This is a genomic window from Marininema halotolerans (genome assembly GCF_900116235.1).
Lineage (GTDB): Bacteria > Bacillota > Bacilli > Thermoactinomycetales > DSM-45169 > Marininema > Marininema halotolerans.
Genome location: NZ_FPAA01000016.1, coordinates 1 through 13,266 on the forward strand (window position 1 = coordinate 1; position 13,266 = coordinate 13,266).

Genomic DNA, 13,266 nt, shown 5'->3' on the forward strand with positions numbered 1-13,266 from the left:
TGTATTAGGCACGCCGCCAGCGTTCGTCCTGAGCCAGGATCAAACTCTCCGTTAAAAGAAGTTTGTGACTCATTATTTCAAGAATTGAACAGGTCGTTTCATTCGCTCTTCAGTTTTCAAGGAACGCGCTGTTTCCGCTGTCTTAGCCGGCGCCGCTCTCTTGCGGCGACAAGATCCATCTTATCATTTCCACTCGATCTTGTCAACAACTTTTTTCATTCTTTTTTCGAAGCCCTTCGACCTCATCGCTTGAACGTTTGTAACTTTTTGTTGTTCACTGTCGTAGCGACAAGTAATAATCTATCATGTAAATCTGTAATGGTCAACCCTTTTTTACGAAAAAATTTTAGTGAATGTATCGATAACGATGATGTGTTCGATTTTGATCCCAGGTAGTAACCTCTTCAATGACGGATCGTTTGACCAGTTCTTCTATTAATAAAGTAGGGTCCATGGCCACTTTCTCCATTGATAAGCGGCTCATCAGCATTTCCACGCTCCAAGTATCCTCTTCTTTCTTGATCAGATCCAATAGAAATGAAGCGTAGTTTGTTAATTGTGAGATAATGGAGTACTCTGCCGCTAACAGCACCAACCGAACCCGTTGTTCGATTGAATCAGTACCATAGATCAATTCATGATGAAGCTTATATAATGCTGGATTATGCAACTTGACTTGGCTCCATAATCGAAACTCTGGATAGCAATTAGCTTCAATGATCGTCAAACGCCCCCAATGTTGTAACCCCTCCTGCATTGCAGCAAAGGCATCCATCAGGTAACCACTCTTTAGATGGTCTTTTGTTTCTAAGTAATCCTCTAAAACACGGGCATACTCAATGCACATCTTCTTCTCCCTCCAAACCGATGGAAAGTCGCGCAACATTCTGCGAATGGCTTGAAGTTCGTAAGTCGGATCATCCAAAATATCTCCATATAGAATGCACTGAATTAGATCCTCCCGTTCTCCGAGAAGAAGTTCCTTCTCTAACCGGTTCACCTCAATGCACAGCTCCTTTACCCTCCAGGAGTCCACTGCAAAGGTAGAGAGCCAACCATGAGCACTCTTCTCTTCACATAGGACAATCAGTAGCAGATCTGCTGTTTTCACATCCACTAGAGGCACCATAGCCGTCGGCACCACCAAAGCCCCTCTTGTCCCCACTTTTTCAAGCATCCGCTGTTTGATAACTGGATATACAATCTCTCTCATCCCACTGTCCTCCGTTATACGCCTACATACAGCGCTTTACCCAAAGGTTTCGACGAACGAAAAAAGAATCCTGCTCAGTGGAACTATCCTCTAGTATTCCCGTAAAAGCTTCAATTTTCATCATACTTCCTCATTGGATAAAGACAAGCTTACCATTTCAATGGGAGGTTATTGACGATATACTATAGACCAATAAAGTACCGGATCCGTACAAAGCGGTTTCCCGGCAAGGGAGAATATAGGATGCTCTTTTCCAGCAAAATTAACAAGTTTCGCACGGTCGCTTTGTTGTTGATCTTTATTGGAATCGGCATGATGTACCTTGGGTTACTATTTCGAGATGCTCTCATTGTCTTCTTTATCCTTGGGATGTTAGGGATCTTTGCAAGTGTCGCCATTTATTTTTGGGTAGGGCTTCTTTCCACCCAGGCCGCACAAGTAACTTGTCCGCAATGCGGTCGCACAACCAAGGTACTCGGCAAGATGGATGAATGTATGTATTGTAAAGCTACCTTGAGTTTTGACCCTTCTCATGCACCGAAGGAAAGCGATCCAAATAAGCGCTAATTTTCAACATCACGTTTACTTTCTTCGAAAGACTCATCCAATTGGATGAGTCTTTTTTACCAACTTATTACATCGATTTTCCAATAATGAGCATTGTAATAACCATAAAATCCTTTTAAATTAGCATGTTTTTTTGTTATGATAAGGAAAGCACCTGAAACAACTAGCCACATAGATAGGATTACCGATGTTTCCACCCAATATCATCTCTTTTACAAGCAACGATTAAAAATTGGGATACATAGGAAATCTAGCACTTATTTATTTTTACAGATGATTGATAGCGCTTTCAACATTCACTCTGACTGATTCGGGTTGAAAACTGCGTAGAGGCTAGCACTTCACTTTGATCACTTTCTTTTTAATGGAGGGATGATATGTTCCCAATCAATCGATTCACAATCACGACGATCAGTTTTCTTCTACTTGGAACATGTACATGGTTTGCATTCACACACGCCGGACTTACCGATTGGCTAATCCACATGCAAAAAGAAGTCAATTTAAATGGAAATTTACAAAAAATTGGCGAAAATAATGCGCGTCTGGGGGTAAGCAACCGAGGGATCTTGCAGAATATTCAACAAATTGATCGACGATCGGCTCTTACCGAACCCATTCATGAAAAGCTACAGTCTGTTTCCACAGGATTAGTTACCCAAAATCAAACACTCACGGGGATCAAACAAGCAACTAGTAAACAAGTGCTCCTCGGTGGACAATTAAATCAGGTTAACCGAGCACTCGTAGACAAAATGGCAACCATTAATTCCAGTACAAAAGATCAAACAACAGAGGCCCATCATCTTTCTGGGATCACCCAAGATACAAAAAAGAAAATGAATCACGTCCTGAAAGAAAATCAGGTACTTGAGAAAAAATTGGGCCAGGCAGCAGAAAAAAGTAAAGCAGCTGTAAACTCATTACCGTAAGGTGGGAAACCATGCTACGTAAAACCTTATCCATATTTGGCATCTTGCTCTTGAGTGGCTTTCTACTCAATGGCATCACCATGACGCAAAACATGAAGAAATTACACACAGGATTAAAGGACAATCTCCTTTCTATTCAACGATTAAATCACGTGCAAACCGCTGTCATCAACAAAAATAAAGAACTGAATCAAATGTTAGCCACCCTTGACCAAGTTAATGGACAACTTGACAAAACGATAACGAAAACAAACCAGACCCTGACCGAACTTTCCAAAGTCGAAGCAGTAAACCAGGACACATTAGAGCTGAATGATCAAATGGTTTCCCGATCAGTGGAAACCAATAAAAATATTAAACAAGTTCATACCTCCCTTAAGGAGCTTTCGCCCTACATGGTTCAAATCAATACCATGCTCGCTACACTTAATTCAACATCCCGTAAAGACATCGATCATCTAAATACCATGTTGCGATCAGCGGACCAGTTGGATCGTAAAACGCCGGGGGTGTCCCATTGAAAAAAGTAGCAGGCGTTTCTGTCCCCATGATCCTAATCACCCTTCTCCTTGCTGCTGTAGCAGGAAATACCCTACTGCAATTATGGTTGCAGCAAGATATTGCTCGACAATCCCAAGCACTAAAAACCGAGCTAAAACAATCAGCAAAAAAATCAGAGAAAATGAATAATCAATTGAGCTCTCTCAAACAAATGAATGTCAAAACCTCAGAACTAAAACAACGGGTGGTAAAAGTAGAGGAAAATACGGAGGGGCTAAAAGAAAAACTTATTTCCCTCAACAACATTGTCGGAAAGATTGCTAAAAGGGTAAAAACCATCAGTCACCACACCGGCGAAACCGCCGATAATTTGCAAGATATCGAGACGAGCATAGCGACAAGTGCAAAGACACTGGATTCAATGACACAATCTAACGTAGCCATTGTTCACCATCTAAATACCCTCCAGGGCATTCAAGGGAAGGTCAATAATCACTTACAATCCATGAAAGATAAACTACATTGGATCCCTAAAAAGCCAAGCCGGAATTAAGAGGAGGTAACCATCGTGAACTCCATACCCAATACGCTTTTGCAGCACCGAAAAAAAATTTTTATAATCCTGGTGGGCCTGATTCTGATCCTGATGTCTCCATTACTCGCAAGTTGGAGTGATCGAGTAGTACTACCGATCCTTGCCAACAACAATATCTTCGGTCTTACTAATGATCTTGTTGATCGCACAAGTAAAATGGCGACCGATACCCAAGCCCTCGAAAAGCAAGTCGCTGAAGCTGAATCCGCCATGAGCGGTCTGGACCAACAAAATTCTCTTTTAAAGAAACAGCTCAAAACCAATTCCGATATTCAATCAGAATTGAATGATCAACTATCAGGAAATGTAGCCGCCCGTAAAGGAATGTCCAAGATATTAAACAAAGAAGATGAAACGATCACGTTAACAAAATCAGCAGCTGTTAAAGGAGATGCTGTCACAAAACAAATGAAGGTAACCGCCACACAGTTACAAACGGTTGCCAGTTATACAGGGAAATTGGGAGTCTCTACTGCTCAACTGAATGAAAAGCTTAGTGGATTAATCTCTGAACTGGATCGCTCAGTGGATAATTTTCACTTTATCAAAAAAATAAAGGATGCTTGGGAACATTTGAAGGACAAACTTAAACACCCATTTCATCATTAAACCATTCCTAATGATTGGACGAAAGGAAGGTGGCACTTCATGTGGATACGCGGATTTATTATTTTAATCAACGTCACGCTTATCAGTGTGATTTTCTGGGGAACTGCCCAACAGATTGCTACACAGAAAAAAACCAATCAAACCATGACAGGCGTCCATAACAATATAAAGACTGCCAAGAAGTTAACGGTTGTAACCAATCAGCGATTACAACCCCTCCGAGAAACAGCGATCCGTATTCGTGAGGTGAATAAAAAGCTGACCCACACCCATGGTCTATTGCAAAATACCAATCATTCGATTGCTGGTGTCGTCACGAGTGAAAACGACATCGTCGTTGGTTTAACCAGTTTGAATGCCCATACACGCCAAGTGATTGATCAATTGGACGGGGTTTCCGCCAAGAATAATGAATTAATTGGGCCATCAAAGGAAATGATGAGTCAAACCCGCAATGAATATGTGGCGCTTGATGAGCTTAATCAACTAACTGCTGAATCCGTATCACTTCTTGATAACGTCAATGGGAAATTGGATTGGTTAGGATTACTTCCTTAATGCCGCCCCAATGGAGGTCCAATCATGTTTTTTAGTTTACTTTATCTGTGCACCTTATTCGCCATCGTCATTTTTACCATCATGATCATTATGAACATCCTCAACGATCGCTCGATTCAAAAATGGCTCTCTTGGTTAACAGGCGTTGTATTCTTTTATCTTTTTTCTGTATGGATCTCTACCTTATTTTAGTTTGACTGCACATAAAAACCCCCTCGGGTCGTATACCAACCCGAGGGGGTTTTCGTTATCAACGTACCATCGCTTCATGACAACTTTTGCATAGTCCATATACTTCCATCCGATGATTCTCTACCATAAATCCCGTCTTCTGAGCCGCTTCCTTTTCAACATCCATTAAGGAAGGGTACTCAAAATCGACAATTCTACTGCATTCCCGACAAATGATATGATAATGATCATGCATATTGGCATCGAAGCGGCTAGAAGCATCCCCATAGGTCAGTTCACGAACTAAGCCAGCTTCTCTAAATACACGCAGGTTATTATAAACCGTCGCCACACTCATATTTGGAAACTTACCCTCAAGTGCGCGGTAGATCTCATCGGCAGTAGGATGGCCTAACGAAGACAGTAAATATTCCAGGATCGCATACCGTTGTGGAGTCATACGTACGCCTGTTGATTTCAGCTTTTCAACTGCCTGATTCAAGCGTTTGTTTTCCATCACTACTCACCTCACTGTTCCACCAAACCCAAAGTTTAAAAGCAATTCTCTTTTAATAATGTCTATAAACAGTCTACTTTCCATGTCCGCTTGTTGTCAATGGCTCCCCACTTGGTTCTTACCGTACCAACATAGAGGAAGCAAATCACATCTTTCACATTTGGGTTTTCGCGCACTGCAGATTCTGCGCCCATGCCAAATTAGTTGGTGATGAGTGTCGGTCCAATCTTTCCGAGGAACCTTATGATTCAGCTGTTTTTCGACTTCCAATGGATTATCACTGTCCGCGAGAGCCAAACGATTCGATACCCTTAATACATGCGTATCAACGGCGAGTGCTGGAACATCGAAGGCATTGGATAACACAACATTGGCTGTTTTCCTACCAACACCTGGAAGAGATTCCAAGGCAGCTCGATTCGTCGGAACTTCTCCCCCATATTGACTCGTCAAGATCTTGCATGTCTGTAGAATGTTACGACTCTTATTTCGATACAACCCCAGCCCACGTATTTCTTCTGCTAATTCTTCCTCTGTCAGGTCAATATAATTCTGTGGATGGGGGTACTTGGCAAACAATCCCTTCGTCACGATATTCACCTGTTTATCCGTTGACTGGGCAGATAAGATGGTCGCAATCAATAATTCAAAGGGATTGCGAAAATCAAGTTCACAATGGGCATCTGGATACATTTGTGAAAGTAAAGCTAAAATTTTTTTTGTAGCAACACGTTTTGGTTTTGGCTTCATGATCCTTCTCTTTCCTTCCTCATCCCTTATCTCTTAGCTTACGCGCTTCAACTACTAATTCTTGACTCCTAGGACCAAAGGGTTCATGCTGAAATCCGCCCCAACGAGCTGTGATTTCAAACCCTGCTGTATGTAATAGATAACCCAATTCCACAGGATAAATATAGCGAAGAGAAAAATTGGTGCGTATTCTCTCAAGTGATCGACCGGTTTCATCCAGCCGCTCATAGTATCGCCAAATATCTCCCCGCTGAAAAAAGTGACTAAAGCGTGTAAAATCCGTAACTTCAACGATATCTTTTGAGCCAGGTATCGGATAGGATCCCCGTGAAACAAATCGTTCATCTTCTTCGACTAACTGTTCCGGATGGGGGACAAAGATATTGAATGCAAGTAGACCCTCATCGGTGAGATGCTGATGGATACGGTCGAGGGCTGCCCGTTGATCTCTCTCAGTAGTCAGATGTAAGAACGACCGATAAGGAATGATAATTAAAGGGAATTTCTCTCCTAACTCAAACGTTGTCATATTCTCTTCGATCCATTGACACTGATCGGATAATCCAACGTTTTCCCCTTTTTTACGCGCGGCTTGCACCATGAGTGGCTCACTATCCACTCCGGTTATCTTAATCCCTAATTGCGCAATGGATAGAGTAATTCGCCCTGTACCACTTCCTAATTCTAAGACAGGTCCCTGACATGCCTGTGCAAGGCTTCTGTAATAATTTTCATCGCCATGTAATCCATCGGAAGTCCAATCATAGTATTCCGGAAACTGATACATCGAATGAACCATCAATTTTATACCCCCCCTCCTTTTATTAAAGAGAAGTTGGGAATGGCCTCTTCTCCCCCCAACTTCTCGATATCTTATTAGGAACCAAGATGTTCCCTTACCCATTCCAATGCTTCTTCTACATGGTTAGCCACTTTTACCTTCCGCCACTCGGCAACAAGCTTTCCTTCTTTGTCAATGACAAAGGTGGAACGAACAATCCCCATTTTTTTATGACCAAATGTATTTTTCTCTTGATACACACCGTATTTCGTCGATACTTCTGCATCGGTATCCGCAAGTAGCAAAAATGGGAGCTGATGTTTTTCGATAAATTTTTTATGGGATGTTACATCATCTAAACTAACCCCTAGGATCACTGTATTAAGATCAGCAAAATCACGGGTATGATCCCGAAAATCACAAGATTCCGTAGTACATCCAGGGGTAAGATCTTTGGGGTAAAAATAAAGCACTACATTTTTCCCACGATAATCCGCTAACGAAACCTGTTCGCCATTGGATGCTGATAAGGTAAACAAAGGCGCTTCTTGTCCAATTGTCAGCATACTGACCACCTCCATGAGCTATTCCCTATCTTATCATGAGTTGTAGTCTGGGAAAAAATGATTCCCTCAGGGCAAGTTTTAACGAAGGTGACGAAGGGATCGTTCATCATAAAAAAGCTAGGCAATTTGCCTAGCTTCCCATAATATGGTGCACACCTATACCGGGCATAAAGGTTAATAATCGCGAATGGGATTCTGAAGTGAATCCTTAGCTACCTGGGCTAATCCCTGAAAACCTAGATACGTCTTTAATCCCCACACTGGCACTACAAGTAGCACACTGAAGATTTCAACAATGGTTTTCATGATTCTCATCCCCTTCTGCTTCTATCTTACCGAATGAAGATGAGATCCCACTGAACAGCAAATGAGAGTATCATGAGAAATGACTTAGGATAACGGTATCAGAATTTGCACCTGAGTCCCCTCACCCAGTCGACTATCAATCTTAATTTCTCCCCCATGTACTTGGAGAATCCGTTGGGCAATCGATAACCCCAAGCCACTTCCAACCGGTTGCTTTCCCCGAACTTGTCTCGATCGATAAAATCGATCCAATACCCTGGAAAGATCACGCTTTGCAATGCCCACACCGTGATCTCGGACCGTTAAACTTGCCACATCACCCGCCACATTCCATATGACGTCAACCGATCCTTCTTCCGAATATTTATGGGCATTGTCCAACAGGATATCGATGATCTCTTCCCAATCTAAACGAAGAATAGGAAAGTAAACGGGCTCTAACTTTCCGCTCAATGTCACGTTCCGAGGTGAAAAGACTGGAATCCATCGACTGACTCGTTGTTGTAACACTTCCACTAGGTCAATCGCATCCGTACTGGGTAGGTGATCACTTTCACGGCGAGCGAGGCTAAGCAATTTCCCTGTCATTGCCTCCATCCGATCCGTTTCCTGATTGATTGCATCCAATGCTTCCTTTAATACTTCAGGGTTTTCTTTTCCCCATCGATTGAGAAGATTGACATATCCACGGATAACAGCCACCGGGGTTTTTAATTCATGGGAGGCATCTGCTGTAAAACGCCGCTGTTGTTCAATCAACCGATAAATCCGATCCAATAGACGATTAAAGGTACGAGTAAGTTCTTCAATTTCGTCCCCTGTAGAAGGAACTTCCAGTCGACTATCCAATCGTGCAGGATCCAGTTCCCTCACCGTTCTCGTAATTTTCTTTATAGGATGGAAGGCAACTCGAGCCATTACATGTCCACCTACGGCCACAATCACCAGTAAGATGGAGGAGCCAATGGTAAGAGCTAAAAGCATGGTATCCAGGTATCGGTTTAAGGACGTAAAATCTGTATAAAGTTCTACCCGCCCATTACTGATTCCTTTTAGTGGGCGAGCCAAGACCGATACTTGTTTTTCATGATTACTATACACTTCAGTAATTTGACGTCGTTGATCTTTTTCTTGCAGAAAATAATGTGAAGAGATCCCCTGATTCACTTGCCACTCCACATTGCCATCAATCGTTACACGAATGGCTTGTCCATCATCAACAAATGGACTCACCCACTCCGGAAACTGATCTTTTAACCGCTTTCTGTCTACTCGCTCCTGTTTATACATTCCCGCCAAAGTCGCAATTTTTTGTTGTAAAACACGTTGCTCGGTTTCAATAATCATGTTCGCAAAAAGCTGATACACAAAGACGTGGAAAAGTCCCAGAATGATTAATAACGAAATCGCCGACAGTAGAGTGAGTCTCCACTTAATCGGCATCGTCTAGCCCTCGAATCACATAACCTACTCCACGGACCGTCTCAATCAAATCCGTCACACCTGCCTGGGACAATTTATTACGCAAATACCGGATATACACATCCACTAGATTCGTATCTCCAGTGTAGTCAAATCCCCAAACTTGATCTAAAATTTGTTCTCGGCTCATCACACGGTCTCGATTTTTCATAAGAAAAACAAAAAGGTCAAATTCCCTTGCAGTTAAGCGCACATCATTTTCATAACAAAGGGCCCGTCGCTGTTCTAACAGCAACCGGCATGGACCATTGACCAAAATTTTTCCTTCATTGGGACGCTTTCTTCGTAATAGGGCTCTCACACGGGCAAAAAGCTCCTCAATCGCAAAGGGTTTTGTCATATAATCATCAGCTCCCGCGTCCAAACCACTGACCCGATCTGGAATGGCATCTCGAGCCGTTAACATAATGATGGGGACACCACTTTCACTGCGGATCCGGCGGCACACTTCCACACCGCTTAAATCAGGCAACATCACATCCAGTACAATGATGTCCCACTTCTCCTCCAATGCTCGCTGAAGTCCTACTCTGCCTTCCTGAGCGGTTGTCACTGTCCATCCCTCATGAATAAATTCCAACTCTAAAAATCGCGCTAAATTCCCCTCATCTTCGATGATGAGTACTTTTTTCTCCATCGTAATCCCGCCCGTCATCGGTATTCACCCTTATTATACCTTTTTACCGGTTGGGTTGAGATGAGACCTCGATGAGAAAAATACCCATCCACCAATTTTTCATCCCATATACCACGGATTCAAGGGGGGATAGTTTGGGTTATACGGACCCATCCCATTCCACCCTGGCGAAGGAGTTCCTTGTTCAGGTTCAGGGGGCGTCGTCCGTTGAGGGAACTGAGGAATCGGAAAATTAGGAATTAATGGTGGGTGAATGACGGGCGAAGGAATGACAGGAGAGGGAACGGAAGGAATGACCGGCGCCACAAATGGCCGGACTGCTACATAGGGATCATACTCATAGGTCATCCAAATTTGTTGATATGGATCATAAAACATGCAAAGCCCTCCCTTATCCTACTGTCAGCACACATCAAACTTCAGATTGATCCTGCTCAGGTAGCCGTCCTTTCGGGGGTTTTGGATGATTGGTAGGAGGTGAATTTCCTTCTCCAGGGAGTGGGTTACCGCTTTGTGGAGGCTTCGGTGGCACACCTGGTTGTTGTCCACCTCCCCCTTCTGAAGGTTCAGGTCGTTTAACAAGGAAATTAAGAGTCGTACCAATATTGAGGGATCCTACATCGGTAATGGATTGTATTTTAATGCCTCGTATGCATATTTGGAACATCAGATCCCTCCCATCATGGGGTTAAACCACATTGGATTGATCGATCAAGTCTTGATCATTATAAATCGCTCCGCCTGAATCGCTATTTCGTCCATAGTCCCCAATAACGGATGAGCCACCTACTGATTTTGTATTACTTTCGGTACCAAGGTTAATCGTGTTTCCCATATTGACAGACGCTGCACCTGAGACACTGGCTATCTTTAGGATGTTGATGTTATTAACTGTTGCCATCTTCATCCCCTCCTGCCAGGCCCGATTTAATGTAAGCGTTCATCCACTGTTCACGAAATTAAACTTGATCGATTACATCGCTATCCAAGTTGTTGTTCGCTTCCAATGTTAAGTTATTACCAAAATCACCAATTAAGGAAGACCCACCAACACCCTTTTCATTCGATTCTGCACCCACATTGAAGGAACTTCCAAAGTTCATGGATCCTGGTCCAGATACACTTTGAATCTTTAAATTAAATATGTTATTTAACGTCCCCATCACTTCCACCTCCCCACCTGCACATCATCCTATGTGTTTGCCTAGGGATATGTGCCCATATTAGTTATCGGAGATTCGGATTCTTCTTGTACTCGATCCTGCTGCAACCATTGGCAGACGAATTTCTAGCACCCCTTTGCGATAACTTGCTCGACTCCGTTGACGGATTACCGGTACCCCCAAAGGAATCGTTCGCTCAAAGGATCCCACATGACGCTCGGTTACGATATGTTCTTGTTGTTTATACAAAGTAGGGATGGTTCCTTTAATAAAAAGTGTCTCTCCTTCTACACGAATATCCACTGCATCAATATTGGCTATTCCTGGTAGATCAATTACGACAATGACTTCATTCATGGAATGGATCACATCGGCCTTTGGATGATTCTTGCTTCCCACTCCAGATACCTCAGACCAAAATTCCTCCCCTAAAAATTCGCGAGCCATCTGACTCCATTTTTCAAAATTGGGTGGTCTGTTCACCTTTTTCACCCCTTTATAAAGACCCGATCATCTGTAGTTTATTCCGTCATTCGCCCATGGGTCACTGTCCTGTATCATTTCTCTCATCAATGATCATAATGGCATCTATTTGTTGTGCTGCCCCATATACTATAAAGGGAGTGGTTAGTCGGAGGTGAAGGACCGTTGTATGCGTACCTATGGGATCGAATCAATCAACTACAACAGGAGATCAATGCACTTCGCGAAGAAAATGAAGCCATCCAAAAAAAATTAGATGCAATTGAACCCTTGAATATTGAGCGTATGGATTATAAAGTACAAGAACTTCATGTACAAACCCTGAGTGGAGCGTTAAACATCGGCCTTACCCTTACTGGTGACGACGAAAGCATGTTGAAAATGGTAGAGCGGCTTCGAGAGCAAACGGATTCCAATGTGGATCTAGGGTGGAATAATACAGGTGTAAAACCTCCATGGACGGAAGACAAATCCATTCCTATTACAGAAGAAAGTCCTTTTGATGATCCATCCAATGAAGATACAACGAAAAATAAGAAGAAAAGTGATGATTCGAACTGATCATCCCTCTCCTTCTTTTTTATTAAAAAACCTTCTTACCGAATCGAAGCGATAGGGTAAGAAGGTTTTTTTTATCCATCAATTAGCTACCTGCTCCACGATAATTTTTAATACCAAGATTCCATACCATGATCCCAAGGGCGAACCAGAGGAATCCCATCACAGGAGTCAGCATAGCAAAGGTAAGCCAACGATCATCGTGCAAGAGAAAACTAGCCGGGTAAAAGCCTACAAAAGCAAAGGGCATTAGCCACGTCAGCACAATCTGAATGACTTTGTTATAGATATCAATGGGATATCGACCGTAATTCCCTACATTGTACATAATGGGTTGTATATCCGTTTTCGAATCTGAAAAAAGACTGATGCTGGTCAACATGATATACAGCCCGCCATAGATCGCTGCGCCACCCAACGCAAAAAGAAGGAATAGCAATGGATCATACCAATGAAATTGCAAATCCATTTCCCAGGAGGCCCAACCCATCACTGCCATCCCTGTTAAAGCACCACTCAAGGACTCAGGTGTCATCGTTTCCATCATGACTTGAAAGAGACTATGGACTGGGCGTGTCAGAACGCGATCCAACTCCCCTTTAATAATGTAGCGTTCGTTAAACTCCCACAGGTTGAAAAAGGCTGCAAAAATCGAGAAGGGGACGAGAAAATATCCATAAATAAAAATCACTTCTTCGCGGGACCAACTAGAAAGATGTGTCGTGTGATTAAAAACAACCAAAATAAACACTAGATTGACTGTCTGAAACATGATATCCGTGACCATTTGAACAAAAAAATCACTACGATACTGAAGCCGCGTCTTAACATATTGCATGAAATAATCGATAAAAAGCTTACTTGTCGTCATTTCTAC

The 13,266-nt window shown here is 42.7% G+C and carries 22 protein-coding genes; 8 read left to right on the forward strand and 14 right to left on the reverse strand.

Going from position 1 to position 13,266, the window contains the following annotated elements; genetic code table 11:
• Nucleotides 1–346 precede the first annotated feature (346 nt).
• A complete protein-coding gene (locus tag CHX35_RS15765; protein WP_091839289.1) occupies nucleotides 347–1,213 on the reverse strand; it encodes a nucleotidyltransferase-like protein in 867 nt (288 codons plus the stop codon).
• Nucleotides 1,214–1,456: 243 nt separating this feature from the next.
• Here CHX35_RS15765 and CHX35_RS15770 point away from each other — a divergent pair, with 243 nt between their 5' ends.
• The 7 genes from CHX35_RS15770 (at nucleotide 1,457) to CHX35_RS17655 (ending at nucleotide 5,167) form a co-directional block, all read left to right on the forward strand.
• On the forward strand, nucleotides 1,457–1,780 hold the full coding sequence (locus tag CHX35_RS15770) for a DUF2614 family zinc ribbon-containing protein (protein WP_091839292.1): 324 nt from the start codon (nucleotides 1,457–1,459) through the stop codon (nucleotides 1,778–1,780).
• A gap of 377 nt (nucleotides 1,781–2,157) precedes the next feature.
• On the forward strand, nucleotides 2,158–2,712 hold the full coding sequence (locus CHX35_RS15775; protein ID WP_091839294.1) for a hypothetical protein: 555 nt from the start codon (nucleotides 2,158–2,160) through the stop codon (nucleotides 2,710–2,712).
• A gap of 11 nt (nucleotides 2,713–2,723) precedes the next feature.
• Nucleotides 2,724–3,233 (forward strand): hypothetical protein, encoded by a 510-nt coding sequence (locus tag CHX35_RS15780; protein ID WP_091839297.1) that lies wholly within the window; start codon nucleotides 2,724–2,726, stop codon nucleotides 3,231–3,233.
• Entirely contained in the window at nucleotides 3,230–3,766 is a 537-nt protein-coding gene (locus tag CHX35_RS15785; protein WP_091839300.1) for a hypothetical protein, read from the forward strand. The genes CHX35_RS15780 and CHX35_RS15785 overlap by 4 nt, the downstream gene beginning before the upstream one ends.
• 15 nt (nucleotides 3,767–3,781) lie before the next feature.
• Nucleotides 3,782–4,417, forward strand: coding sequence for a hypothetical protein (locus tag CHX35_RS15790; RefSeq protein ID WP_091839303.1), 636 nt, complete (start codon nucleotides 3,782–3,784; stop codon nucleotides 4,415–4,417).
• A 39-nt stretch (nucleotides 4,418–4,456) separates the two neighbouring features.
• Nucleotides 4,457–4,975, forward strand: coding sequence for a hypothetical protein (locus CHX35_RS15795; protein ID WP_091839306.1), 519 nt, complete (start codon nucleotides 4,457–4,459; stop codon nucleotides 4,973–4,975).
• A 24-nt stretch (nucleotides 4,976–4,999) separates the two neighbouring features.
• On the forward strand, nucleotides 5,000–5,167 hold the full coding sequence (locus CHX35_RS17655) for a hypothetical protein (protein WP_176392136.1): 168 nt from the start codon (nucleotides 5,000–5,002) through the stop codon (nucleotides 5,165–5,167).
• 58 nt (nucleotides 5,168–5,225) lie between these two features.
• On the opposite strand, the gene perR is transcribed toward CHX35_RS17655, so the two are convergent.
• From perR to CHX35_RS15850, 12 genes are all read right to left on the reverse strand, one after another.
• Complete coding sequence (gene perR, locus CHX35_RS15800; protein WP_091839308.1) at nucleotides 5,226–5,663, reverse strand: peroxide-responsive transcriptional repressor PerR; 438 nt, start codon at nucleotides 5,661–5,663, stop codon at nucleotides 5,226–5,228.
• 96 nt (nucleotides 5,664–5,759) lie between these two features.
• The gene (nth, locus tag CHX35_RS15805; RefSeq protein WP_091839311.1) at nucleotides 5,760–6,413 is read right to left on the reverse strand and encodes an endonuclease III; all 654 of its coding nucleotides are present in this window, start codon (nucleotides 6,411–6,413) and stop codon (nucleotides 5,760–5,762) included.
• 19 nt (nucleotides 6,414–6,432) lie between these two features.
• Complete coding sequence (locus tag CHX35_RS15810) at nucleotides 6,433–7,212, reverse strand: class I SAM-dependent methyltransferase (RefSeq protein ID WP_091839430.1); 780 nt, start codon at nucleotides 7,210–7,212, stop codon at nucleotides 6,433–6,435.
• 77 nt (nucleotides 7,213–7,289) lie between these two features.
• The gene (gene bcp, locus CHX35_RS15815) at nucleotides 7,290–7,760 is read right to left on the reverse strand and encodes a thioredoxin-dependent thiol peroxidase (RefSeq protein WP_091839314.1); all 471 of its coding nucleotides are present in this window, start codon (nucleotides 7,758–7,760) and stop codon (nucleotides 7,290–7,292) included.
• A 174-nt stretch (nucleotides 7,761–7,934) separates the two neighbouring features.
• Nucleotides 7,935–8,066 (reverse strand): hypothetical protein, encoded by a 132-nt coding sequence (locus CHX35_RS18060; RefSeq protein ID WP_281252099.1) that lies wholly within the window; start codon nucleotides 8,064–8,066, stop codon nucleotides 7,935–7,937.
• A gap of 84 nt (nucleotides 8,067–8,150) precedes the next feature.
• Nucleotides 8,151–9,509 (reverse strand): sensor histidine kinase, encoded by a 1,359-nt coding sequence (locus CHX35_RS15820; RefSeq protein WP_091839317.1) that lies wholly within the window; start codon nucleotides 9,507–9,509, stop codon nucleotides 8,151–8,153.
• Nucleotides 9,499–10,203 carry a response regulator transcription factor gene (locus CHX35_RS15825; RefSeq protein WP_281252100.1) on the reverse strand — a complete coding sequence of 235 codons (705 nt, stop codon included), beginning with the start codon at nucleotides 10,201–10,203 and terminating at the stop codon, nucleotides 9,499–9,501. The genes CHX35_RS15820 and CHX35_RS15825 overlap by 11 nt, the downstream gene beginning before the upstream one ends.
• Nucleotides 10,204–10,284: 81 nt before the next feature.
• A complete protein-coding gene (locus CHX35_RS15830) occupies nucleotides 10,285–10,563 on the reverse strand; it encodes a hypothetical protein (protein WP_091839319.1) in 279 nt (92 codons plus the stop codon).
• Nucleotides 10,564–10,597: 34 nt separating this feature from the next.
• Complete coding sequence (locus CHX35_RS15835; RefSeq protein WP_091839322.1) at nucleotides 10,598–10,852, reverse strand: hypothetical protein; 255 nt, start codon at nucleotides 10,850–10,852, stop codon at nucleotides 10,598–10,600.
• Between the two features lie 21 nt (nucleotides 10,853–10,873).
• Entirely contained in the window at nucleotides 10,874–11,086 is a 213-nt protein-coding gene (locus CHX35_RS15840; RefSeq protein ID WP_091839325.1) for a spore germination protein, read from the reverse strand.
• 58 nt (nucleotides 11,087–11,144) lie between these two features.
• Nucleotides 11,145–11,348, reverse strand: coding sequence for a spore germination protein (locus CHX35_RS15845; protein WP_091839328.1), 204 nt, complete (start codon nucleotides 11,346–11,348; stop codon nucleotides 11,145–11,147).
• A 60-nt stretch (nucleotides 11,349–11,408) separates the two neighbouring features.
• Complete coding sequence (locus CHX35_RS15850; protein WP_091839331.1) at nucleotides 11,409–11,831, reverse strand: Hsp20/alpha crystallin family protein; 423 nt, start codon at nucleotides 11,829–11,831, stop codon at nucleotides 11,409–11,411.
• A 165-nt stretch (nucleotides 11,832–11,996) separates the two neighbouring features.
• Here CHX35_RS15850 and gerPC point away from each other — a divergent pair, with 165 nt between their 5' ends.
• A complete protein-coding gene (gerPC, locus tag CHX35_RS15855) occupies nucleotides 11,997–12,392 on the forward strand; it encodes a spore germination protein GerPC (protein WP_091839334.1) in 396 nt (131 codons plus the stop codon).
• 82 nt (nucleotides 12,393–12,474) lie between these two features.
• Here the strand turns inward: gerPC and CHX35_RS15860 are convergent, their stop codons facing one another.
• Nucleotides 12,475–13,260 (reverse strand): ABC transporter permease, encoded by a 786-nt coding sequence (locus CHX35_RS15860; RefSeq protein ID WP_091839337.1) that lies wholly within the window; start codon nucleotides 13,258–13,260, stop codon nucleotides 12,475–12,477.
• Nucleotides 13,261–13,266 lie beyond the last annotated feature (6 nt).

What these genes read in the sequence shown, in the direction of transcription:
- CHX35_RS15765 (WP_091839289.1), bottom strand. Translation starts at nt 1,213, where the DNA reads ATGAGAGAGATTGTATATCCAGTTATCAAACAGCGGATGCTTGAAAAA.
- CHX35_RS15770 (WP_091839292.1), top strand. Translation starts at nt 1,457, where the DNA reads ATGCTCTTTTCCAGCAAAATTAACAAGTTTCGCACGGTCGCTTTGTTG.
- CHX35_RS15775 (WP_091839294.1), top strand. Translation starts at nt 2,158, where the DNA reads ATGTTCCCAATCAATCGATTCACAATCACGACGATCAGTTTTCTTCTA.
- CHX35_RS15780 (WP_091839297.1), top strand. Translation starts at nt 2,724, where the DNA reads ATGCTACGTAAAACCTTATCCATATTTGGCATCTTGCTCTTGAGTGGC.
- CHX35_RS15795 (WP_091839306.1), top strand. Translation starts at nt 4,457, where the DNA reads ATGTGGATACGCGGATTTATTATTTTAATCAACGTCACGCTTATCAGT.
- CHX35_RS17655 (WP_176392136.1), top strand. Translation starts at nt 5,000, where the DNA reads ATGTTTTTTAGTTTACTTTATCTGTGCACCTTATTCGCCATCGTCATT.
- perR (WP_091839308.1), bottom strand. Translation starts at nt 5,663, where the DNA reads ATGGAAAACAAACGCTTGAATCAGGCAGTTGAAAAGCTGAAATCAACA.
- nth (WP_091839311.1), bottom strand. Translation starts at nt 6,413, where the DNA reads ATGAAGCCAAAACCAAAACGTGTTGCTACAAAAAAAATTTTAGCTTTA.
- CHX35_RS15810 (WP_091839430.1), bottom strand. Translation starts at nt 7,212, where the DNA reads ATGGTTCATTCGATGTATCAGTTTCCGGAATACTATGATTGGACTTCC.
- bcp (WP_091839314.1), bottom strand. Translation starts at nt 7,760, where the DNA reads ATGCTGACAATTGGACAAGAAGCGCCTTTGTTTACCTTATCAGCATCC.
- CHX35_RS18060 (WP_281252099.1), bottom strand. Translation starts at nt 8,066, where the DNA reads ATGAAAACCATTGTTGAAATCTTCAGTGTGCTACTTGTAGTGCCAGTG.
- CHX35_RS15820 (WP_091839317.1), bottom strand. Translation starts at nt 9,509, where the DNA reads ATGCCGATTAAGTGGAGACTCACTCTACTGTCGGCGATTTCGTTATTA.
- CHX35_RS15825 (WP_281252100.1), bottom strand. Translation starts at nt 10,203, where the DNA reads ATGACGGGCGGGATTACGATGGAGAAAAAAGTACTCATCATCGAAGAT.
- CHX35_RS15830 (WP_091839319.1), bottom strand. Translation starts at nt 10,563, where the DNA reads ATGTTTTATGATCCATATCAACAAATTTGGATGACCTATGAGTATGAT.
- CHX35_RS15835 (WP_091839322.1), bottom strand. Translation starts at nt 10,852, where the DNA reads ATGTTCCAAATATGCATACGAGGCATTAAAATACAATCCATTACCGAT.
- CHX35_RS15840 (WP_091839325.1), bottom strand. Translation starts at nt 11,086, where the DNA reads ATGGCAACAGTTAATAACATCAACATCCTAAAGATAGCCAGTGTCTCA.
- CHX35_RS15845 (WP_091839328.1), bottom strand. Translation starts at nt 11,348, where the DNA reads ATGGGGACGTTAAATAACATATTTAATTTAAAGATTCAAAGTGTATCT.
- CHX35_RS15860 (WP_091839337.1), bottom strand. Translation starts at nt 13,260, where the DNA reads ATGACGACAAGTAAGCTTTTTATCGATTATTTCATGCAATATGTTAAG.